Here is a 21,612-nt window from a genome sequence, read left to right as displayed (position 1 = left end):
CTGGCTGTGGCGCTGGGTGCTGTGCAGGTGGAGCACACTGATGGTGCCCGATGGCTACGCGCGTACGCCAGACGGCGTACCCGCTCCCCCGGGTGCCACTGGCGGTGGCCGCGGCCGCTCGGGGGACCCGTTCGACCTCCCGGGCCTGGGCTAGTGCCGGTGTGAGCCGGACGTGGGCGGGGGCTTCGGGGCGGCGGCCGACCCACCGGGGTCGACCACCACGAACTGGCCCATCATGCCCTGGTCCTCGTGGTACAGCAGGTGGCAGTGGTACATGTACGGGGTGTCCGGGTCCGCGGGGCCGTCGAAGCGCAGGGCGATGCGCACCGTCGAACCGGACGCGATGAAGACGGTGTCCTTCGGCCCGCGCAAGGGCGGTGGCGGGGCTGCGCCGTTGATGTCAAGGATGCGGAACTGGACGTCGTGGACGTGGAAGTTGTGCGGCATCCCGTCGTTGTTGCGGAGGGTCCAGGTCTCGGCCGTGCCGCGGGTGACCGTCTCGTCCACCCTGGACATGTCCATCTTCCGGCCGTTGATGCCGGACATCTTGAGCTCGAAGAAGCGGCTGCGGGCCGAGTCCTCGCCGGTGGGGAGCGCCGATGCCACCAGCGTCCCCGGCAGCTCCGCCGACGGCCTCAGGGTGGGCGCCGCGCGCAGCTGCATCACGTCGAAGGAGTCGTCGCCGCCCCCGAAGCGCTGGTTCCAGAAGTCCAGGCCTGCGTCCAGGGGGTAGGAGCGCAGGACCCTCCGCTCGCCCGGCTGCATCCGTATGACGACCTCCGCGCGCTCCCCCGGCGACAGGCGCAGGCGGCCGGTCGTGTGCGGGGCTTCGAGGAGGCCGCCGTCCGAGGCGATCTGCCGGAAGGTGCGGCCGTCGTCGAGGCCGAAGGTGTAGACGCGGGCGGTGGAGGCGTTCAGCAGGCGCAGCCGGACCAGTTCGTCCTGGACGGTGACGTACGGGGCCGGCGTGCCGTTGACCATCGTCCGGTCGCCGAGGAAGCCGACGTTGCGCATCAGCTTGTGGCCGTGGTCGAGCTTGGCGCCGTCGAAGGTCACGTCCTGGACGATGACCGGGATGTCGTCGACCCCGTACGTCCCGGGCAGGGGCAGGGCCGCCGACTCCGCGTCGTCCAGGAGGAACAGGCCCGCGAGGCCGCGCTGGACGTGCGTCTCGGTCGCACCGTGCGGGTGCGGGTGGTACCAGAGGGTCGAGGCCGGCTGCTGGACCGTCCACTCGGGGGCCCAGCTGCCGCCCGCCGGCACCATCTGGTGCGGGCCGCCGTCCATCGCGGCGGGCAGGTGCATGCCGTGCCAGTGGACGGTGGATTCCTCCGGCAGGTTGTTGGCCACCTTGACCCGGACCTTCTCGCCCTTCGCCGCGCGGAGGGTGGGGCCGAGGTGGCTGCCGTTGAAGCCCCAGGTCGGGGTCCTGGTCCCGGGGGTGAACTCGGTCTCCCCCGCCTGCATGCGCAGGTCGAAGACGCGGGTCCCGTCCGCCTCCACGGTGGACGCGGCGAGGGGCGGCACCGCGAGGGCGTTGCGGAAGTCCACCGCGCCGACCGTGGACACCTTGGCCCCGGTGTAGAGCCAGGTGAAGAGCCCGCCGATGACGAGGGCGAAGCCCGCGATCAGCGAACCGAGGATCAGCAACACCCGCTTCCCACGCGGCATCCGACGCTTGCCGCCGGTCCCGTTGTTCCCGTTTTTCGACATGGCCATGACGCTACGGACGGCGCTCGGGCCCCACATCGGGGGCCGACCCGGAGCCGGCCCCGACACCGCCCCCGAGGCGGTTCGGGGGCGCGGGTCAGTTCGGCCGGTTGCCGGCGCGGGCCTCGGCGGTGGCCTTCAGCTCGCTCAGCCATGTTTCGAGTCCCTGGCGGAGGATGGCTGTCGCGGTGGGGACGTCCGCGTCGACCTGAGGACCGGTATGGGTCTCCTCGGTGCTCACCCGGACTCCGCCGCGGGTCGCGGTGAGGTTCCACACGTGGACGCCGTCGATGTGCAGTCCCTCGCCCGTCGCGGGGCCCGTCCAGCGGATGCAGGAGTGGTGCCGGAGCTGTTCGACGGTCGAGGTGATCTCCAGGCTGGTGGCCGGAGTCGGGTTGGGGGGTACCGGGGTCGTCCACCGGAAGACCGAACTCTGGCGGAGAGGGCCGTCGTCGAGGCGTTCCGCGGTCGTCACAGGAGCCTGCCAGGACGGCCAGCGCTCGACGTCGGTCTGCAGCTTCCAGACCGTGCGCAGCGGCGCGTTGATGAAGATCTCGGCGCGGTGCCGGACGCGCGCGTCGGGGTCGACGCCGGCCCCGCGGCAGGTGAGTGACTTGGCGGGGCGGGGGCCGGGGGAAGCCGCTGCCCCGGCGGGTGCCGCGATGGTGCCGAGGAGGCCGACGGCGAGCGGGATGGTGAACAGGGCGGCGCGGAGGGAGGCGGGGCGGATGCCGGACATGAGTTCCCCTTTGGCGTTCGGTGGGCGGGCCTTGCCGATCGATAGAGGCTCAATCGATTGTTAGAGGCTATAACCCTCCTGACTGAGGGGCAATAGGTTGCGTGATACCTTCTAACTCACTTGAGATGGTTGCCTGGTTGCCGGGTGCACGGGGAAGGCGGCTGGTCATGGCGGGAACGGGCACAGAGACCCCGCGGGAGCGATACCGGACCCAGGTACGCGCGGAGATCAAGGAGCACGCCTGGGAGCAGATCGCCGCGGCGGGGGCGTCCGCGCTCTCCCTCAATGCGATCGCCAAGCAGATGGGCGTGAGCGGACCGGCGCTCTACCGCTACTTCGCCGGCCGGGACGAACTGATCACCGAACTCGTCCGGGACGCCTACCGAAGCCTCGCCGACACCCTCCGCACGGCCTCCGCCGCCGGCGCCGACCTGGCCGGACTGGCACACGCCCTGCGCGACTGGGCCCTCGCGGACCCCCAGCGGTACTTCCTGATCTACGGCACCCCCATCCCCGGCTACCACGCACCCGAGGACACCACCGCCATCTCCGCCGAGATCATGACCACCCTGCTCGACGCCTGCACGACACCGGGTGCCCCGCCCTCCCCCGCGACGCCGTTCACCGCCCATCTGGCGGAGCACCGCGAATGGGCCGCCGGCCACCCCGCCCCGCCCGAGGCCCTCCACCGCTTCCTGGCCTTCTGGACCCGCCTGCACGGCGTCCTGTCCCTCGAACTCGCCGGGCACTTCGCCACCATGGGCTTCGACCCCGCCCTGCTCTTCACCGCCGAACTCGACGACCTGCGGGCGCACGGCAGCTGACGTTGCGGCAGCCGGGTCCGGTGTCAGCCGCCGGGGGTGAAGGTCACCGGCAGGCTCTCGGGGCCGCGTAGTCCGCCGCTGCGCAGGCGCAGCTCCTCCGGTCGTACGGCGAGGGCGAGTCCGGTGAGCCGGCGCAGGACGGTGCCGATGGCGATCTGGCCCTCCAGCCGGGCCAGCGGCGCGCCCAGGCAGTAGTGGATGCCGTGCCCGAAGGCGAGGTGGGCGTTGTCCTGCCGGGTGATGTCGAGGCGGTCGGGGGCCGGGAAGCGTGCCGGGTCGCGGTCGGCGATGGCCGAGGCGATCAGTACGGTCGCGCCGCGCGGGACGGTCACGCCCGCGATCTCGACGTCTTCGCGCGCGAACCGGGTGATGCCGGGGCTGACCGGGCCGTCGTGGCGGAGGAACTCCTCGATCGCGCCCGGCAGCAGCCCGGGGTCGGAGCGCAGCAGGTCGAGCTGGTCGGGATGGGCGAGCAGGGTGGCGATGCCTCCGCCGATCAGGTTGACCGTGGTGATGTAGCCGGCCGCCAACAGCAGGAACACCATGGCGATCAACTCGTCCTCGGAGAGCTGCTGTTCCTCGTCCCGGGCGGTGATGAGGGCGCTGAGCAGGTCGTCGCCGGGGTGCGCGCGCTTGGCCAGGATCAGCTCCGTCACGTACGCGCGCATGTGCTGCCACGCCTCGTTCACGACGGCGGGATCCGGGAGCTGCGCGACCCGCGTGATCATGCGGTCGGTCCAGCGCTGGAAGTCGTGGCGGTCGTCCGCCGGCACCCCGAGCAGTTCGCCGATCACCGTGACGGGGAGCGGCAGCGCGAAGTCGGCGACGAGGTCGGCGCGGCCGGCCGGGACGATCGCGTCCAGCAGGCCGTCGGTGACGGCCTGGATCCGGGGCCGCATCCCGGCCACTCTGCGGGCGGTGAACGCCTTGGAGACCAGGCGGCGCAGTCGGGTGTGGTCGGGCGGGTCGCTGCGCAGCATGTTGCTCAGGATCGACTCGCGCTCCGTTTCCGGCAGCTGCGCCAGGAGGCGGGTGTCCGAGGCGTCGCGGACGTCGCTGCTGAGGCGGAGGTCGGACAGGGCCGCGAGGCAGTCTTCGTATCGGGTGACGAGCCAGGCTTCCAGACCGCCCGCGATGACCGCACGGTGCACGGGGGCGTCCTCGCGCAGTTGCCGGTACAGGGGGAAGGGGTCGGCGACGAAGGCCGGATCGGCGTAGGGCAGAAGGACGGGCCGCTCGCTCATGGTGCCTCCGGAAGTACGTCGACGTCGCCCTCACCGCTGAAGGGAGATATACACTGAAAGATCCGGCAACGCCGGGTCCGCTGACCGGTCGGCCTGTCGCCGGGCGGACAGGCGGACAGGCGGACCCATGCGGCCAGGCGGTCGAAGCCCTGACCGTGGAGTCGAGCCGTCCGCGCGTTCTGCGGGTGCAGGGCGCGCCCGTCGGCCGGCACTCACGAAGGTGCCGGACGTCGCATCTTGCTCAGCGGGGCGAGTTGAACGTCTCTCGGTACGCGCGGGGCGGCACTCCGACGTGGGCTTTGAAAAGGGTCCGGAAGTTGGCCGGCGTGCCCAGGCCGCAGCGTCGTGCGACCGCTTCCACCGTCAGGTCGCTCGATTCCAGGAGCTCCCGTGCGAGGCGGAGCCGTGCGTCGAGTAGCCAACGCATGGGCGGGCGGCCGGTGTCGGAGTGAAAGCGGCGGATGAGAGTGCGGCGCGACATCCCGGCCTGGCGCGCCAACTGGTCGACGGTGAGCGGCTGGTGCAGGTTGCACAGGGCCCACTCGTACACCGGCGCCGGTCCGTCATCCGGGTCGGGGGGCACCGGCAGGTCTGTGAACTGGGCCTGACCGCCCGTGCGGTGAGGCGCGGCGACCAGCAGACGTGCTCGCTGGTTCGCCAGTCGGGTGCCGTGATCGCGGCGGATGACGTGCAGGCACAGGTCGAGGCCGGCGGTGACGCCGCCGGAGGTCAGCACGTGGCCTTCGTCGATGTACAGAGCCTCCGACTGCACCGTCACCCGTGGGTACTGCTTCGCCAGTGTCGCTGCGTACTGCCAGTGCGTGGTGGCCCGTCGGCCGTCGAGCAGACCGGCGGCGGCAAGGGCGAACGCGCCCAGGCAGATCGACACCATGCGGCTGCCCCGAGCTGCCGCCTCCGCGAGCGCGGCGCTGACCGCGGCGGAGGGTGTGGCGGGCTCGTAGTACCCCGGGACCACCACGGTGTCTGCGGTAGCGAGGGCGTCCAACCCATCGACGACCGACAGCACGGGGCCGCCGTGCATCGCGACGAGCCCGGGCCGTTCCGCGCACACCGTCAGCGTGTAGGGGCCATCCGGCCAGCTCCCGAAGACCTGCAACGGGATCCCGATGTCGAGTGCGAGGACGTTTTCTAGAGCCAGCACGACCACGCGGTGCTTTTCGCCTGACATCTCACCTCCCGCGGTGATGGCACGATCCTATCGCTGCATGGCACTCATGCCAATGACTGCTTCGCCCGGATCGCGCCTACGGTCGTCTCATGACCGATGCCGGCGATATCGCCAGACCGGGGACCTGCACCGCGAGACGTCCCAGACGAGCGTCATGGACAAAGATCGTGGCCGCGCAGGTCAGCCCATTCGCCACCCGACTGCACGCACTCCGCCTCAGTCGCACAGTCCGAACGAAAGGGCCACACCATGACCACTGACGCACCCCCGCCCGTCTTCGAGCAGCTCCGCCTCCCCGACACGCACCTCACCCGGGACGCCTACGCCTACGTGGCCAGGGCCACGCCCGACTTCGTCTTCCATCACAGCGTGCGCAGTTACGTCTTCGCCCGAGCCCACGCCCAGAACCAGGGCTTGAACGCCGGCGCCGACTACGACGACGAACTGCTGTTCCTCAGCTGCGTCCTGCATGACATCGGGGTGAGCGAGGAGGGCAACGGCGACCAGCGATTCGAAGTCGACGGCGCCGACACCGCAGCGGCCTTCCTCCGCGAACGCGGCGTCGAGGAACGGCGCATCGCCATCGCCTGGGACGCCATCGCCCTGCACACCTCGAACGGCATCGCCGGGCGGAAGGGCACGGAGGTGGCGCTGGCGCAGGCCGGCATCGGCACCGACATCCTCGGAATCCGGCGTGAGGACCTTCCGCCCGGCCTCGCCGACGAGGTGCACGCGCTGCTCCCCCGCATGGACCTGGGCTACGCGCTCAGCGACGCGATCGTCACCCAAGCCAAGGCCAAGCCGCACAAGGCGTCCCCGATGACCTTTCCGGGCACCCTGCTCCGCCACCATCTGCCCTATGGCGCCCATCCCGACTGGTACGACCTGCTCGCTGCGGCGGGCTGGGGCGACAAGCCCGTCGGCGTCTCGGCCCGGCGCCGCGCCGAGACGCCCGAGCAGGTGGGGGCCATGTTCATGGAGTACCTGGAGGCGGGTGACATCGAGGGCCTGGTGTCGCTGTACGAGCCGAACGCCCACTTCGTCCCCACCCCTGGAACCCACCTGGTGGGCGCCGCGCCCATCCGGAAGGGCTTGCAAGAGCTGATCGACACGGGCGCCCGCCTCACGCTCGAACTGCGCGACATCCGACGGGTGGACGACATCGCCCTGGTATCGAACACCGCCACCCTCACCGGTGTCGGCCCCGAGCCGGTCATCTCCACCACCACGGAGATCCTCCGACGCCAGCCGGACGGCGGCTGGGCCCACGTGGTGGACGACCCCTTCTTCAGCTAGAGCCTGGGGCTGGGTTGGCCGGAGGCTCGCGAGTACGGGGTGGGTTGGGCGGTACAGGACACTGACATCTGCCTGTGGCCTTGATCGGGGGGAGGGGGAAGCTCGTGGTCCAGCTGCGTGCCGAAGCGGTCCGGTGGGTGGATGACGAGCCCTTTGACCAGCCCGCCCGCCGAGGGCGAGCGTGAGCATGCAGCAGTGGAGCTATCGCTACGTCGGACCAGCGGAGTTGAGGACCCTTGTCCGGCAGGGCGGCGAGGGTCGGAGCATCCATTCGTCGGCCGACTTCAACGAGTGGGCCGCGACTCAGACGGCGCAGGAGTTGGCCGAGCCCTTCACCTTCGTTGTCGATACGGCTGGAGTCCTGAGGCTCGCGCCGCGGCGCAGCGAGCACGTGGTGTGTGCTGCTGGAGACGAGGTACTGGGCGCTGGTGAGATCAGCTTCAGCGCGGAGTCCGGCAGGTGGGCGGTCGACGAGGTCAGCAATCAGTCGACCGGATACTGCCCGGACGTCAGCTCCTGGCCGGCCGTCGCCAAGGCCCTGGACCGGGCCGGGATCGTTCGCCCTTCCGGCTTCACGCACGAGGTGGTGTTCCGGCGCTGCCCTGCCTGCCGGCAGCTGAATGTCGTGCGCGACGGCGACTTCGTCTGCGTGTTCTGCGACGAGGCCCTGCCGCTGGAGTGGAACGTGGACCGACACGCGTACGCGGTCACGAACACCGCCCGCATCCGCCGTCCCCATCGGGAATCGTGACCGCTGACAAATAGCCAGTGGAGACGTCGGTGAACGACTCACCGCCGTCCCCGTAGCGGTACGGGCTCAGGTCCTCACGGAATGACTCTTTGGGGTCGCCTCCTCGTCGTGGGGTGTTGTCGGGCAGCATGGGGCGATGCACTTCGATCAGCCGTTGCCTCGTGAGGTGAAAGTCGTCGATTCGGCCTCGCTGTTCAGGCTGGAGGAGCGGGCGCGTGACCTCGGCCTGAGCCAGCGGCTGGACCCGGCGTGGGTGCAAGCGAATGCGGCGCCCGACGGAACCCACTACTTGTGGCCGGCCCTCTGGCACAGCCTGTCCCACCGCCCGGACGTTCCACGTCAGCTGCGGTGCGAGCTGTTGATCACTCTGCGCGCGGGAGACCGTGTGCTGAGCCTGCTGGACGTACTTCCCGAAGACTTCACCCCGCTGCCGAGGGTGACCTCACGCGAGGAAGGCATGCAGGTCAGACAGCTCCTTGACCATGCTCCTTCGGTCAGGGAATGGCTACTACGCGAGGGCGAGGGCTCGGGTCGGCTGTGACAGGCCTCACCAGCAGATGAGTGCGGTTGTCAGGCAAACCACCAGACGGCGATGGCGAGCACGGCCAGCAGGAGAAGGAGGGTGACCAGGAGGGGTGCCTTGCTGCGTCGGACGCGGCCGGGTGCGGGGCGGCGCGCGGGGGCGGGCCGCATCGAACAGTAGCTGGGCGAATTGGTGATGACGCCGGTCGTGGTGTGATGTGGAGGCCGAGGATGGCCTGGTTGCTGGGATTCGCGATCTTCGGTGTGGGGTGGCCGACCCTGCGTGAATACCGGAAGGCACGATCGTGATGTTCGTTTCGATCATCGATGCCTGGGTGAGGTCGTTCCTGCGCTCGGCGGCGCGGGCCCGGTCCTCAAGGCGTTCTTCCTGCGGAGTCGCGAGGATTGTGGAGCCGTTCGTGGAACGGTCACGGTGACCGTTCCACGAACGGAAGTCATGGGGCGGGTGAGGGACCGGAGTAGGAGGTGACAGCCGCCGTCGTGACCTCGGCTAGCGGCTCATCGGCCCTTCTCGGTGCTCATGTCGATCAGCCGCTGGGCTGCGTTGTCGCCCGAGATGATCTCGGAGAGCTCGGCACTGTCGAAGGCGACGTCCTCGGCGCTGCGGAGGAACATGGCCTGCTCGTACTCGGTGAGCGCGGCCTCGATGTCGTCGTGGTGCTCGGCGAGGGCCTGGCCGAGTTCGGCACCGTCGAGCATGGCGAGGTTGGCGCCTTCGCCGTTCGGGGGCGCGAGGTGGGCAGCGTCGCCGATCAGGGTCACCCCGGTCACCCGGTCCCACCGGTGTTCGGCGGGCAGAGCGTACTGGGGGCGCAGGACCGGCGCGGTGTCGCCGTCGGTGATCAGGGCGGTGAGTTCCGGCGCCCAGCCGTCGAACTCCCGGGCGATCCGCGCCGTGGCCGCGGCGGCATCGGTGAAGTCGATGGCGGCGAACCAGTCCTGCGGCCTGGCCAGCGCCACGTAGGTGTGCAGGGTGTCGCCGGTCTCCCGGTGGGCGAAGATGTCCTTGCCGGGCGCGGGCGCGATCAGCATCCCGCCGCCGACCGCCTTCGCGGCGGCGGGATGGCGGGTGTCGGCGTCGAAGAGATAGGTCTCGACGTACGAGGTGCCGGCGTACTCGGGTGTGGCGGTGGAGAGCAGCGGCCGGACCCGTGACCAGGCGCCGTCCGCACCGACCAGCAGGCCGGTGACGACGGCGGTGCCGTCTGCGAACGTCACCTCGTGGCGGCCCTCGCCGAGGGCGCGGGTGCTACTTGCCTTGTGCCCCCACCGGACGGTGCCGGCCGGAAGCGAGTCGAGCAGGATCTGTCGTAACTCGCCGCGCTGCACCTCGGGGCGTCCGCCCGTGCCGTCGTCGGCTTTGTCGAGCAGGACGGTTCCGTCCCGGTCGAGGACCCGCATCGCCTGGCGGCCCTCCAGGACGATGGCGTGGAACTCGTCCATCAGGCCGGCCGCCTTGAGGGCGAGCTGTCCGTTGTAGTCGTGGATGTCGAGCATCCCGCCCTGCGTGCGCGCCGACGGGGAGGGCTCGGCCTCGTAGACAGTGGCCGGGATTCCGTGGACGTGCAGGACACGGGCCAGCGTGAGTCCGCCGAGTCCCGCGCCGATGATCGTGACGGGCGTGTGCATGGTGGTGGCTCCTTCGGGATCGGGCCGCCGGTGAGCTCCGGCCGACCGTCTCTGGAAAGGTGTCAGGGCCCGCCGACGAGCAGCCGACATCGGACCTACAGCCCCCGACAGACGACCGACACCGCGGCTCTGCCGCCCGATCACCCCTGGTCAACGCGCCGATCAGCCGGGAGCTGCCTAGCGCGCGCTTCGGCGGCTGACCGGACTCCGCCCCGGCAAAGCGGAACCCGGCGGCCGACTTCTGTCCGCGGATAAAGGTCGGCCGCTCCCGCATCAAGCCGCGTACCCTCGGCCACGTGCCTCGCCATGCGAAGAAACCCCGCCCGCTGGTCGCCGACGGGCGCCCGTACATGTGGACGATGCGCCACAGCCACCGAAAGGACAATGACGGCCGGTCCGTGGACTGCCGCCAGATCCTCACCTTCTCCCCGCAGCCGGCCGGTACGGGCGGCCCGCTGCGCATCGTTTTCACCGAGGGGCCCGGCCGGTACGTCCCGGGTGGGGCCTACACGGGCTCCGGGGACGTGGGCTTCACCCAGGGCGCAGGCCTGAACCTGCACGAGCCGGGCGCCGCCCGGGCCCTGCTCGGCGTAGCGCTGGCCCGTGGGTGGCAGCCGGAGGAGCGGCGGCCGGTGGAGCTCGACGGCTGCCTCCTGCTGGAGCCGGCCGCCGCCGCGCGAGCCGCGTACGCCGGCGGCCCCAAGGAGTCGGAGGGAGACTTCTCCCCCTCCGGGACCTGACGCGGATCTCGTGATGGCCGCCATGTCGGCACTGGCAGTTGGGGTGCCCGTTGGTGATCGAGGATGATGCGGGGGTGACTGACCAGCTTCCCGCCGTGATTCCGGCGATGGTGTTCGATGCGGAGTGCATACCCGACATGGTCGGCGACTCTGCGATGGCCGGGCGCTTCACGGCGGGTGGTGCCGACGTCGTCATAGGCCCGTCCGGGATGCTGATCATCGCGGAAGCGGGTGACGACCCGGCCAGGAGCGGTGTGTGGAACGCGGAAGAGGTCCGTGTGTACGGTCCCGCCCCGGCGCCGGTGACCGATCGGCTCTTGGCGTCGCCCTGGGGTTCGGACGAAGGCCCGTTGCCGATCCACGTCGCGGTCCGCGTAGAGGAGGAAGAGGTCCTGTACCTGGGCACCGCCCAGGTGGGCCAGGTCGGCACAGCAGACGGTGTTCTCACCGACTGCCAACTGCGCCTTGGGTCACCGTTGACCAGGGAAGTCCTCGACCGGGTCCGTCCACCCCGTCCCCCCGTGAACCTTCCTGGCCTGGACTGGCTCAGGCATGTGAACGGCGACCGTGCGGCAGCGCTGGAGGAGTTCGTCACCGGCTGGTACCCCGCCCTCGCCGACGCCGAACCGCCGTCCGCCCGCTCCGTGTCCCCTGTGCCTCGTGGACTGGATCAGCTCTACCGGCTCGCGGAGCAGCGGCCAAAGGTCCTCGGAGTCCAGAACAGCATCCTGCGCGAGCCCGAGCTGCACACCGACCCTCTCGGGGAGATGCTCGTCTTCGGCGTCGAGAACCAAGGCGGCTTCTTCTGGTCGCTCCTGTGGACGCTTGACGGTCCTGAGGCCGATCCGACCGTCTGGTTCCGTGAGTTCGACGAGGAGCCGATTGCAGAACAGGAACCGCTCAGTGGCTTCCTGATCCAGTTCTCCCTCTTCGAGGCTTCCATGGGCGCCGACTACCTGGCCCTGCCCCGCAGACTTACGGCGGCACAAGTCGACCACTTCACGCAAGCCCTGCACCTCGTGCCCCTGCGCCCGTTCTGGCCCTGGGTTCCCACCCGTTTCTACGTGGCGCCCGGCCTGGTCATGTATGTCAGCACCGAGGACGGCGAGGAGTTCGATGCCTGGTGCGGCGCCACCCACCGAAGCGCCCTCGCCCCGCTCGCCGAGCTCCCCATCGACTGGAGGCGCTTCGACGGCTGACCGTCACCGGATCAGCGGTGTGGACGAGGAACATGTATATGGCAGTCACTGACAGGATGTACGGCATGACCTCAGCCACCGCAGCCGACTACGGCTGGATACGCTCCTCGACCTCGCCGTTCCAGTACGCGCTGGAAGTCGGCTACACCCTGACGCTGGTACGGGGAGTCTCCCCCGCCGAGCTGTTCAGGATCGCGGGAGCGGAGCCGCGCGATCCGTGCGACGGACTCGACGAGCTGATCAAGGAGCACTCGGAGCTCTTCTACGGCAGCGAGGACTGGCCCGAGTCGATCCTCACGGGAGCATTCACCGTCCCCGGCACCGGTGGCCAGTGGACCCTCGCCCTGGAGTTCGGCGGTGAGCTGGGGATGCGGGAGAGCTTCATGAAGGCCCTCTCCTCCGGGACGCGGGCCGTCTCGCATTCCAGCAACGGCGGCAAGCCCATGGACTTCTTCCACTGGTACGAGGACGGGGTGCTGCGGACCACCTTCGAGTGGGCGGCCGACCGGACGGGCAGCACTCCCGACGATCTCAACGCCGTGATGCGGGAGCTCGGTCTCGACCCGGACGGCGACCCGGATCCCGGCACCGACACGAAGGCGGCGGTCCTCGCGCTGGCCGAACGCCTCACCGGCGTACGGCTGACCGCGGACCTGCTGGCGAACTCCGAGTACCAGTCGGCCGAGGTGCCGGAGGAGCCGGCCGCGGAGTGGGAGAGCGTCACGATCGACATCACGGACGCGCACGGCGAGCGGACGTACGCACACGTCCGACGCGACCAGCTCTGACGGAACGCAGTGGACCACGGTCGCGTAGTCGGGGTGGTTCCAGTCCGAGTGCGAGTAGTACAGGCCGACCTTGAGGCCCTGCTCCCGCAGTGCGTCCGCGTAGCCAACCAGGAGGTCGCGGCCGGCGGGCGTGTGGCGCACGACGTTCAAGTCGCCGTGGTCCGTGGCCCACAGGGCCACCCCGTCGTGGTGGCGCGCGGTCAGTACGGCGTACCTGGCGCCTGCTCGGGCGAACAACTCCGCCCAGGCCTGCGGGTCGTACCTGGAAGCCGTGAAGCCGTCCAGCTGCCGCATGTACTGGTCGTGCGGCACTTGCCCGTTGTAGAACGCCCAGGACTCGGGGACTCCGTCGACAGCGTAGATGCCGTAGTGGATGAAGATGCCCAACTTGGCATCGGAGAACCAGGGCTGCATGGGCGTGGGGTCTCCTCGGTGCGGGACGGCGAAGGATGGCGGCCGCTCGGCGCCACCGCTCGAAGCTATGCCGGGCCGCCTGTTCCGCGCATGGGTTCCCACTCACCATTGCTGGTCTGTTTTCACCCGACGCGACTGCTACACCTGGCTGGAGGTCGTGCTCAACGGGCGCCTGGTCAGCCGTTGCCCGGCGGGATGATCCGGTGATCCGGCTCCCGCGCCTACGGCACTGCCTGCGTCCGCTGCCCCCTCCTGCCGCCGGCTGGTGGAGATCCGCGAAGATTGCCGGACCCACGACGCGCTTTAGGACCGTTTCTGTCCGCAACTCGCCCTAGCGTGATTCTCGTAAGCCGGACGCGCCCTGGGTTCGACATACGCCTCCAAGAGTGGATGTTTCAGCCCTGGCCGAATCTGCTGGGGAGACCCGGCGCACCGGCTTGACTACCCTTTGTTACTTCATGTGCATCCTTGGAGGATGATCCTCATGGCGAACAGCGCCACCACCGAGCCGGTCCACCGCACCATCGCGGGCCCTGCGGGTCGGATCCACCTGGTCGAGCAGGGCGCCGGGCCTCTGGTACTGCTGCTGCACGGCTTTCCGGAGTGCTGGTACTCCTGGCGCCACCAGCTCCCCGCGCTGGCCGCGGCCGGTTACCGGGCCGTCGCGATCGACGTGCGCGGCTACGGCCGTTCCTCCAAGCCCTCTGACGTGTCCGGCTACCGCATCGGGGACCTGGTCGCCGACAACGTCGCCGTGGTCAAGGCCCTCGGCGAGGAGCAGGCCGTGATCGTGGGCCACGACTGGGGCTCGGTCATCGCCGCGAACTCCGCGCTCCTCGCCCCGGACACCTTCCGCGCCGTCGCCCTGATGTCCGTCCCCTACGCGCCGGCGGGCGGACCGAAGCCGATTGAGATGTTCGCTCGCATGGCGCCCCCGGAGCACGAGTTCTACGTGGCCTACTTCCAGGAGCCCGGCCGCGTCGAGGCCGAGATCGAACCCGACGTACGGGGCTGGCTGCGCGGCTTCTACGCCTCCATGTCCCCCGACACCATGGCCGGCCCGACCGAGCCCCCGGCCGTGCTGGTCCCCACCGGCCACCGGATGCGCGTGCGCTTCCCCCAGGCGCAGCCCGCATGGCTGTCCGACGCCGACCTCGACGTATATGCGGGCGAGTTCGAACGCACCGGCCTGGTCGGCGCGCTGAACCGTTACCGCAACTTCGACCAGGACTGGGAGGACCTCCAGCCGTACGCGGGGGCCCCGATCACCCAGCCCTCCCTGTTCATCGGCGGCGCCCTGGACGGCACCCTCATCATGCAGGGCGAGGTCATCAAGGCGTTCGAGCACACCATGCCGAACATCCACGCCACCCACATCCTCGCCGGCGCCGGCCACTGGCTCCAGCAGGAACGCCCCGAGGAGGTCGGCAAACTGCTGACCGAATGGCTCGCGGCCGTGGACGGCTGACCCCCGCCCACCGCTCCCGCGGCCCCGGGCGTCACCACCGTCCGGGGCCGCCCCGTCTGTCCGCTCCGATCTGAAGGGACAGCCAGCGGCGGCCACGTGCCGCCCGGCGCCTGCCATGACCCCGGCTCGACCGAAGATCACCGATGAGCACCGTCGAAGGCTGCTCACCATCCGCCATCAGCTCACCCCCGCAACACGTGCGGCCACTCCCGAACAGGTCGCCGATGCCATGGTCGCCCTGCATGCCACGGACCCCGCCGGCGTCCACCTCAGCCTGGCCGCCCGCCTCGCCACCCCCTCGGTCTCCGAGGTGGAGCGGGCCCTGTACACGGACCGGAAGCTGGTGCGGATGTTGTGCATGCGCCGCACCATGTTCGTCGTCCCGCGCGCCCTGGCCCCCGTGATCGACGCCTCCACCGCCCGCACCGTCGCGGCCCGGGAACGCCAGAACCTCCTCAAGGTATTGACCGAGCAGCTCGGCCATGACGCACGCTGGCTGGCGGCCACCGAGCAGGCCGTGCTCGCCGCGCTCGCGGAACGCGGCGAGGCGTCCGCGACCCAGCTCGCGGACGCCGTACCGCGGCTGAGAGAGCAGATCGTCGTGGCGCCGGGCAAGCCGTACGAGTCCAGGCCCCGCCTCACGAGCCGAGTCCTGTCCGTCCTGGCCGCCGAGGGCCGCATCCGCCGCGGCCGCCCGCTGGGAACCTGGGCCTCCTCCCAGTTCCGCTGGACGATCGCCGAGCCCCACCCCGAACTTCCCGCCGGCCAGGCCCGAGCCGAACTGGCGACCGCCTGCCTCACCGCCTTCGGCCCCGCCACCACCGAGGACCTCAAGTGGTGGACCGGCTGGACCCTCGCCGACACCCGCAAAGCCCTCGCCGGCACCAACGCCGTCGGCGTGGACCTGACCTGCGGCCCAGGCCACGCCCTGCCCGCCCACCTCGACGCCCCCGCCGCCCCCGAGCCGTCCGCGGCTCTGCTGCCCGCTCTCGACCCGACCCCCATGGGCTGGCGCCACCGCGACTGGTACCTCGACCCCGCCCACGTCCCCGAACTCTTCGACAGGTACGGAAACATCGGCCCCACCCTCTGGTGGCACGGCCGCATCATCGGCGGCTGGGCCCAACGCCCGACGGCGAGATCGTCACCCACCTCCTGGCCGACACCGGCATCGGCACCGGCCGCGACGCCCACCGCGCCATCGCCACCGAGACCGCACGCTTGACCGCCTTCTTCGGCGACATCCGCATCCGCCCCAGCTTCCGCACCCCACTGGAACGACGCCTGTCGATCCAGGACAGCACCTGATCCCCTGAACCGACACATCCACCGGACAGCCGCCGGGTGAGGCTGACGGCCACGATGTCGGCCCGGGTGCCGCCCCGACCGCGCCCGCCACACGTTGACACCGGAACCGTGGGACGCAGTCCCTCAGACCCCGGCTGTGCAGAACACGCACGCCTCCCAGAACGGCAGTGCGTCCAGTACCCGGTGGCGTACGCACGAGGCCATCGCCGCCTCCTGCGGCCCGGGCAGGACGCCCGTACCGGCCTTCGCCGTCGCGGGGTCGAACTCCTCCACCATCGCCCGGTACGTGCGCAGGTATCCCTCGACCCGGGGCGGCTCGTACGTCAGCTCCTCCCACCGGTGGCGGGACAGTGCCAGATCGAGGACGCGCAGCAGGAAGTCCTTGGCCGCGGCCCGCTCCTGCGGCGTGTCCCCCCAGTCCAGGTCCGCCAGGCCGAAGCCGACCACCCCGCGTCCCATCACGTTCTGGTCCTGGAGCGTCAGCAGGGCGGCGAAACGGAAGTCCCACGGCTGGTGGGCCAGCGAGGACACGGCGAGCATCAGCACGTCCACGAACACCGCCGTGCCGCCGTTGGTCATCTCCAGGTACCGACCGTTGCCGCCGTCAAACACGTTCATGTCTCGAGGGTAATGACCCTCCTCATGCGCGCCGATCGATGAGGATCATCGCCACGTCGTCCGTCAAGCGGCCCTCGGTGTGGCGGATCAACGCCTGGTGCAGTTCGTCCAGGAACTCCTGTGGGGAGGTGCCGGCGGGTATCCGCTCCATGGTCTCCGGCAGAGGAAGGAAGTCGTTGTCACGGTTGCGGGCTTCGATCACACCGTCGGTGTAGAGCAGCAGCCTGTCACCGGGCAGGAACGGGTAGCTCTCGGGCTTGGCCGGCGGACCGTCGACCAGGTCTTCGAAACCGAGCGGCGGCAGCGGCGAGGCGGGCATCAGGGCCTGAACCCTGCCCTGGTGCAGCACCAGCGGAGGCGGATGGCCGCGGTTGACCAGGTGCACCACCTGATCGTCCGGTACCTGGGCGATGAGCGCGGTGGTGAATCCCTCCAGGAGGACCTCGGGAAGTTCGGCCTGGGAGTAGGTACCCGGTACGGTGGCCTCTCGCCGCAGCGCGGCAGCGCAGTGGTTCATGACCTCCTGCACTTCGTCCTCGTAGTGAACGGCCTCCCGGAACGCGCCCAACGTCACCGCGACCGCGCGTATGGCGGACAGCCCTTTCCCCCGGACGTCCCCGACGATCAGACGGACGCCGTAGCGCGTCTCTACTGCCTCGTACAGATCGCCGCCTATCTGTGCCCCTGTCCCGGCCGCGAGGCACAGGCTGGCGGCCCGTACCGGGCCCAGGAGCTCGGGAACGGGCCGCAGGACGACTTCCTGAGCCGCCACTGCGATCCGCCGGACCTGGTCGAGCTCGCTCTGCCTGCGCGCGCGCACCGCGTTGCTCAGGATGACACTGGCCACGGACACCACGATGATCCCCAGGAAATTGCCGATGATCAGCTGGGTCTGGGTTCCCCACGAATGGTTGTAGGTCGCGGAGGTCGCGTTCACAGCCGCGGCGAGGACCGCCGCGGACAGCGTGCCCACCGGGCCCATCGTCAGTGCGGCCAGCGCCGGCGTCGTGGTCAGGACGGGGCCCGTGACCAGATCGTGTGCGGGCGAGAGCTCGATGCCCAGCACGCCCAGCGCGATCGCGAAGGGCGCACACTGCGCCAGCGTGAACAGGAGCTCGTGGTGACCGCCCGCTCCTGGTCGAGAGAACGCTCCAGGCAGAACGGGTGAGCGAGGATGTGACCTCATGGGAACAGCCTGCCTCGCGGAAACCGTTACGGCCTCCCGGAACCCGTGACCAGCCGCGACTCTGCGCTCCTACACATGCCGACTCGCACGCGTACGCCGACCGGAACGGACACGCTGAGTAGCCAGCTGTGATGCTCGGCCTGCCCTTCTCCACTCTGGTCGGGGAGCGGTTCGGCTGGCGCGCCGCGTTCTGGGCGATCACCGTGATCACCGTGGCCGCCGCTGCGGCCACCCTGCTCGGAGTGCCCCGTTCCGTGGGCACGGGGAGCAGCGTGGGCTTCCGCGAGGAGGCGGCCGCGTTCAGGAGGCCCGGGCTGTGGCGGGCCCTGTCGACGAGCACGCTCATCATCGGCGCCACGTTCTCCGCCTTCAGCTACCTCAACCCCATCCTCACCGGCGTCACCGGCTTCGCCCCCGGCACCGTCCCCCTCCTGCTGATCGCCTACGAAGCCGCCACCGTCGTCGGCAACAACGTCGTCGGGCGCTTCGCCGACGGTCGCACCACCGCCGTGCTCGCCGTCGGCCTCGCCCTCAACACGGCCTTCCTGGCCGGCTTCGCCCTCCTTGCCGACCCTGCCCGCCCCGGCCGTCGTCTGCATGATGGGCATCGGCCTGGTCGGCGTGACCATGAACCCGACCATGGTGACCCGTGTCCAGCGCATCGGCGGTGCCGGACCGCTGGTCAACACCGTGCACACCTCCTTCATCACCCTCGGCGTCATCCTCGGGTCCGCTGTCGGCGCCGCCGCGATCGATGCCTGGTCCGCTGTGGTTCGGGGCGGGCATGGCCCTGCTCGGTCTCACCGCCCTCTCCCCCGACCTGAGGCGCCGTTCCGCCATCGGGGCCGGCGAGGACGGCCCGCAGGGGAACCCAGAGGACCGCCCGGTCGTCGTACACGCTGCCGGACGGAGGCGGCTGAGGACGGGGAGGCACGGGTGACGGTTGGCGGGGCGGGGTGGACCCGGCGGACTGGCGGGTCGGGGACGTGATCGAGGGCCGGTACCGGGTTCTGCGCGTGCACGGGAACGGCGGGATGGGCCTGGTGTACCGGGTGCGCCACCTCGGCTGGGAGACCGACCTGGCGGTGAAGAGCCCCCGGCGCGAGCTGCTGCACGACGGCCGCGCGAGGGAGCGGTTCGTCGCGGAGGCGGAGAACTGGGTGACGCTCGGCCTGCATCCGCACGTCTGCGGCTGTCACTACGTCAGGACGATCGGCGGGATCCCCCGCATCTTCGCCGAGTACGTCACCGGCGGCAGCCTGCGCGAGTGGATAGACGACGGACGGCTGTACGAGGGCGGCCCCGAGCGGGCGACGGCCCGTATCCTCGACCTGGCCATCCAGATCGCCTGGGGACTTGGGCACTCCCACGCCCAGGGATTGGTGCACCAGGACGTCAAGCCCGCCAACGTGCTCGTCGACACCGCGGCCGACGGCACGGATCCCGTCGCCAAGGTCACCGACTTCGGGCTCGCGGCACGCGCAGGCGAGTTACAACGCCGGTCTGCTCGGGTGGCGGCGCGGCGATCTCACCGACGAGGGACTCCTGGCCCGCCTCGCGGCGCTGCGCGACGGCGCGGACGACCCGTCGGCGGCCGACCGCCTTTCCGCCCTGGTCCACCTGGAACGGGGTGACATCCCCGCGGCCCGCGGCCACCTGGCGCGACCGGCGCGGGACCACCCGGACGAGGCGGAGGCGCTGCAGGCCCGGGAGGCCCTGGACTCCGGGCAGGCCCTCGACGCGCGCTGCGTCGCCCGGTGGGACCTGCCGTGGCAGACGTACCCGGACGGAAGCACGCCGCCCGACCACGACCTGCGGGTCGCCCCCGACCTCCGGCTCGCTGTAGCCGGCGCCGCGGACCGTACGGTGCGGCTCTGGGACGCGCGCAGCGGGGCGCAGTTGCAGGCACTCGCCGGGCACACCGACCGGATCGACTCCGCCGACATCAGCGGGGACGGGCGCTACGCCGTCTCCACCGGCCGGGACCGGACGGTGCGGTTCTGGGATCTGCGGCAGGGTCGGTGGGTGCGGACCGTCCCCATCACCCGCTGGGTGGACGGCGAGGGCCCGGAGAACGCCCGGCGCTTCGACGGGCACAACGAACTGGACCGGCTCGCCGGCCGGGCCTTCACGACGGCGCACCGGGCACACCCGGACAGCCCGATGGTCAACACCGCCGCCGGCCCGGTGCGCCTCGACGCGGACGGGAGCACGGCGGTGTGGCCGGAGGCGGACGGCCGGATCCAGGTCTGGAACCTTCGCGCCGGCCGGCATCTGGCGACGCTGCGCGGGCACTCCGGCGGACAGCGGGTCACGGTCAGCGCGGACGGGCGCCGAGTGCTCGCCGGCAACGGCACCGAGCACGCGGTGATGGAGCTGTGGGACCTGGCCACCGGGCGGTCCGTCCGGCGCTGGGACGACTACCCGGGCCGGGTCGACCGGCTCTGGCTCGGGCGGAAGGGGGACCTCGCCGCCGTTCTGGGCCGGGACAAGGTCATCCGGCTGTGGGAGCTGTACACCGGCCGTTGCCTCCGGCTGCTGAGGCGCCGTCGGGCTTCCACGTCCGCTCGGCGGCGCTGAACGCGCACGCGGGCGCGCTGCTGGTCGGCGGCTGGGACGGGTCCGTCATGTACTGGCACCTCCGACTCGGCCGCTGTGTGCGGACCTTCCGCGGACACCAGGGGGCCGTCAGCGCGGTCGGGTTCTCCGCCGACGGGCAGTCCGCCTTCTCCGCAAGTCTCGACGGCACGGCCCGCCGGTGGCGTCTGCCCGGCCGCTTCACCGCCCCCACCCAGCTGAGCCGCCCGCGCCGACATCGCGAACTCAGCAATTTGGAAGGCCAGTTGAAGGCATTGATCGGGGCAGCCGAGGACGCCGCGGCCGCGGGCCGGGTCGCCGAGGCGCTTCAGGTGCTCGACCGGGCCCGCGCTCTGCCCGGCTGCGAACGCGCACCTCAAGTCCTCTCCGCACGGCGCTCCCTGGGCGCGCGCACCAGGCGCACCGGGCTGCGTGACGCCTGGCCGGCGCGGACCCTCGTGGCGCGCACCGGCGAGTACCGGGACGTCGTCAGCGGGCGGGCGGTCGATCTGACGGCGGACGCCCGGCTCGGCGTGTACAGCGACGTCGACGGGCAGATACAGCTGTGGGACCTCGCCGCCGGCACGCGCCGGCGGGTCATCGAGACCGGAGGTCGGCCGCTGAGCGTGCTGCGGCTGAGCGCCGACGGGACGCACGTCGTCTCCGCCGGCGGGGTGGGCATCCGGACCTGGTCGCTCTCCTCCGGCCAGTGCCTGAGTACGGTGCCGCCGGGGCGGGGGAACGGGAACCGGGTCGCGGTCGACCCGGCCGCGCGGCTGGCCATGGCCGTCGACCGCGTCGCGTCGACGATGACGCTGTGGGACCTGCACGGAGGTCGCCGGCTCCAAGTCCTGCCGATGCCGGAGAGGTTGCTCACGTCCCTGGCGTTCGACGCGGCGGGGCAGCGGCTGGTGTCGGCGGGGGACGAGAAGGTGGCCCGGCTGTGGGACCTGGCCTCGGGGCGGTGCGTGCAGGCCGTCGAGCTGGAGCCGTCCGGGTTCGCGACGGTGTCCCTGAGCCCTGACGGTGAGCTGATCGTGGCCGTCGAGTCGGTCAGGGCCGGCGGCGGGGAACCGCAGAGCCGGATCCGGCTCTGGGACGCGGCGGACGGCACGCACGTGCGCGCCTTCGAGCCGTATCCGCAGCAAGTGGCCCCGCGGCTGCGGTTCAGCGCCGACGGACGCTATCTGTTCGTCGGCGGCACGGGCTCGGCCGTGCGGGTGTGGGACGTCGCGACGGGCCGCTGCCTGCGGACCCTGGACGGCCACATGAAGACGGTCACGGCGCTGGCCGTCACCCCGGACGCCGGGTTCGCGCTGACCGCGGACCGGGACGAGTTGCTGCGCCTCTGGGAACTCGACTGGGACCTCGCCCCCTGACGGCACCGCG

Annotated in this window: 21 protein-coding genes and 1 pseudogene; 13 read left to right on the top strand and 9 right to left on the bottom strand. The window is 70.9% G+C overall.

Features of this window, described 5'->3' with window-relative positions:
- Positions 1-150: 150 nt before the first annotated feature.
- Positions 151-1,713 carry a multicopper oxidase family protein gene (locus tag ACFWBN_RS22265; RefSeq protein ID WP_385178624.1) on the bottom strand — a complete coding sequence of 521 codons (1,563 nt, stop codon included), beginning with the start codon at positions 1,711-1,713 and terminating at the stop codon, positions 151-153.
- Positions 1,714-1,807: 94 nt separating this feature from the next.
- Positions 1,808-2,449, bottom strand: coding sequence for an SRPBCC family protein (locus ACFWBN_RS22260; RefSeq protein ID WP_385178623.1), 642 nt, complete (start codon positions 2,447-2,449; stop codon positions 1,808-1,810).
- Between the two features lie 167 nt (positions 2,450-2,616).
- Here ACFWBN_RS22260 and ACFWBN_RS22255 point away from each other — a divergent pair, with 167 nt between their 5' ends.
- Positions 2,617-3,273 (top strand): TetR/AcrR family transcriptional regulator, encoded by a 657-nt coding sequence (locus tag ACFWBN_RS22255; protein WP_385178622.1) that lies wholly within the window; start codon positions 2,617-2,619, stop codon positions 3,271-3,273.
- Positions 3,274-3,296: 23 nt separating this feature from the next.
- On the opposite strand, the gene ACFWBN_RS22250 is transcribed toward ACFWBN_RS22255, so the two are convergent.
- Positions 3,297-4,517 (bottom strand): cytochrome P450, encoded by a 1,221-nt coding sequence (locus ACFWBN_RS22250; RefSeq protein ID WP_385178621.1) that lies wholly within the window; start codon positions 4,515-4,517, stop codon positions 3,297-3,299.
- A gap of 241 nt (positions 4,518-4,758) precedes the next feature.
- Positions 4,759-5,706 carry a GlxA family transcriptional regulator gene (locus tag ACFWBN_RS22245; protein ID WP_385178620.1) on the bottom strand — a complete coding sequence of 316 codons (948 nt, stop codon included), beginning with the start codon at positions 5,704-5,706 and terminating at the stop codon, positions 4,759-4,761.
- A gap of 249 nt (positions 5,707-5,955) precedes the next feature.
- Between ACFWBN_RS22245 and ACFWBN_RS22240 the strand changes: the two genes are divergently transcribed.
- The 3 genes from ACFWBN_RS22240 to ACFWBN_RS22230 all read left to right on the top strand — a co-directional run bounded on the left by ACFWBN_RS22240 (position 5,956) and on the right by ACFWBN_RS22230 (position 8,294).
- Positions 5,956-7,002 (top strand): nuclear transport factor 2 family protein, encoded by a 1,047-nt coding sequence (locus tag ACFWBN_RS22240; RefSeq protein WP_385178619.1) that lies wholly within the window; start codon positions 5,956-5,958, stop codon positions 7,000-7,002.
- Between the two features lie 187 nt (positions 7,003-7,189).
- Positions 7,190-7,753 (top strand): hypothetical protein, encoded by a 564-nt coding sequence (locus ACFWBN_RS22235; RefSeq protein ID WP_385178701.1) that lies wholly within the window; start codon positions 7,190-7,192, stop codon positions 7,751-7,753.
- Positions 7,754-7,889: 136 nt separating this feature from the next.
- Positions 7,890-8,294: a hypothetical protein gene (locus tag ACFWBN_RS22230; RefSeq protein WP_385178618.1), complete on the top strand. Its 405-nt coding sequence runs from the start codon at positions 7,890-7,892 to the stop codon at positions 8,292-8,294.
- A 29-nt stretch (positions 8,295-8,323) separates the two neighbouring features.
- Here ACFWBN_RS22230 and ACFWBN_RS22225 read toward each other — a convergent pair whose 3' ends face one another.
- The gene (locus ACFWBN_RS22225; protein ID WP_385178617.1) at positions 8,324-8,446 is read right to left on the bottom strand and encodes a hypothetical protein; all 123 of its coding nucleotides are present in this window, start codon (positions 8,444-8,446) and stop codon (positions 8,324-8,326) included.
- Positions 8,447-8,794: 348 nt separating this feature from the next.
- The gene (locus ACFWBN_RS22220; protein WP_385178616.1) at positions 8,795-9,925 is read right to left on the bottom strand and encodes an FAD-dependent oxidoreductase; all 1,131 of its coding nucleotides are present in this window, start codon (positions 9,923-9,925) and stop codon (positions 8,795-8,797) included.
- Between the two features lie 296 nt (positions 9,926-10,221).
- Here ACFWBN_RS22220 and ACFWBN_RS22215 point away from each other — a divergent pair, with 296 nt between their 5' ends.
- From ACFWBN_RS22215 to ACFWBN_RS22205, 3 genes are all read left to right on the top strand, one after another.
- Entirely contained in the window at positions 10,222-10,665 is a 444-nt protein-coding gene (locus ACFWBN_RS22215) for a hypothetical protein (protein WP_385178615.1), read from the top strand.
- Between the two features lie 74 nt (positions 10,666-10,739).
- Positions 10,740-11,864, top strand: a complete 1,125-nt coding sequence (locus tag ACFWBN_RS22210; RefSeq protein ID WP_385178614.1) for a hypothetical protein — start codon at positions 10,740-10,742, stop codon at positions 11,862-11,864.
- Positions 11,865-11,929: 65 nt separating this feature from the next.
- The gene (locus ACFWBN_RS22205; protein WP_385178613.1) at positions 11,930-12,652 is read left to right on the top strand and encodes a DUF6461 domain-containing protein; all 723 of its coding nucleotides are present in this window, start codon (positions 11,930-11,932) and stop codon (positions 12,650-12,652) included.
- 9 nt (positions 12,653-12,661) lie between these two features.
- Here ACFWBN_RS22205 and ACFWBN_RS22200 read toward each other — a convergent pair.
- Positions 12,662-13,066: pseudogene (locus tag ACFWBN_RS22200) on the bottom strand (alpha-L-fucosidase); the annotation flags it as partial.
- A 484-nt stretch (positions 13,067-13,550) separates the two neighbouring features.
- On the opposite strand from ACFWBN_RS22200, the gene ACFWBN_RS22195 reads away from it, so the two are divergent.
- Entirely contained in the window at positions 13,551-14,534 is a 984-nt protein-coding gene (locus ACFWBN_RS22195; RefSeq protein ID WP_385178612.1) for an alpha/beta fold hydrolase, read from the top strand.
- Between the two features lie 115 nt (positions 14,535-14,649).
- Complete coding sequence (locus ACFWBN_RS22190; protein ID WP_385178611.1) at positions 14,650-15,759, top strand: winged helix DNA-binding domain-containing protein; 1,110 nt, start codon at positions 14,650-14,652, stop codon at positions 15,757-15,759.
- Positions 15,760-15,965: 206 nt separating this feature from the next.
- Here the strand turns inward: ACFWBN_RS22190 and ACFWBN_RS22185 are convergent, their stop codons facing one another.
- Together ACFWBN_RS22185 and ACFWBN_RS22180 are read right to left on the bottom strand one after the other, a co-directional pair.
- Positions 15,966-16,460 carry a hypothetical protein gene (locus ACFWBN_RS22185; protein WP_385178610.1) on the bottom strand — a complete coding sequence of 165 codons (495 nt, stop codon included), beginning with the start codon at positions 16,458-16,460 and terminating at the stop codon, positions 15,966-15,968.
- A gap of 22 nt (positions 16,461-16,482) precedes the next feature.
- Complete coding sequence (locus tag ACFWBN_RS22180) at positions 16,483-17,646, bottom strand: PP2C family protein-serine/threonine phosphatase (RefSeq protein WP_385178609.1); 1,164 nt, start codon at positions 17,644-17,646, stop codon at positions 16,483-16,485.
- 131 nt (positions 17,647-17,777) lie between these two features.
- On the opposite strand from ACFWBN_RS22180, the gene ACFWBN_RS22175 reads away from it, so the two are divergent.
- The 4 genes from ACFWBN_RS22175 to ACFWBN_RS22160 all read left to right on the top strand — a co-directional run bounded on the left by ACFWBN_RS22175 (position 17,778) and on the right by ACFWBN_RS22160 (position 21,602).
- The gene (locus ACFWBN_RS22175; RefSeq protein WP_385178608.1) at positions 17,778-18,470 is read left to right on the top strand and encodes an MFS transporter; all 693 of its coding nucleotides are present in this window, start codon (positions 17,778-17,780) and stop codon (positions 18,468-18,470) included.
- 132 nt (positions 18,471-18,602) lie between these two features.
- Positions 18,603-19,280, top strand: coding sequence for a serine/threonine-protein kinase (locus tag ACFWBN_RS22170; RefSeq protein ID WP_385178607.1), 678 nt, complete (start codon positions 18,603-18,605; stop codon positions 19,278-19,280).
- Positions 19,192-20,226: a WD40 repeat domain-containing protein gene (locus ACFWBN_RS22165; RefSeq protein WP_385178700.1), complete on the top strand. Its 1,035-nt coding sequence runs from the start codon at positions 19,192-19,194 to the stop codon at positions 20,224-20,226. The genes ACFWBN_RS22170 and ACFWBN_RS22165 overlap by 89 nt, the downstream gene beginning before the upstream one ends.
- Entirely contained in the window at positions 20,151-21,602 is a 1,452-nt protein-coding gene (locus ACFWBN_RS22160) for a WD40 repeat domain-containing protein (RefSeq protein ID WP_385178606.1), read from the top strand. The genes ACFWBN_RS22165 and ACFWBN_RS22160 overlap by 76 nt, the downstream gene beginning before the upstream one ends.
- Positions 21,603-21,612 lie beyond the last annotated feature (10 nt).

The sequence above is a fragment of the Streptomyces sp. NPDC059989 genome, assembly GCF_042736975.1.
In the GTDB taxonomy this organism is placed as follows: domain Bacteria; phylum Actinomycetota; class Actinomycetes; order Streptomycetales; family Streptomycetaceae; genus Streptomyces.
This window is presented reverse-complemented; position numbering and strand designations above follow the sequence as displayed.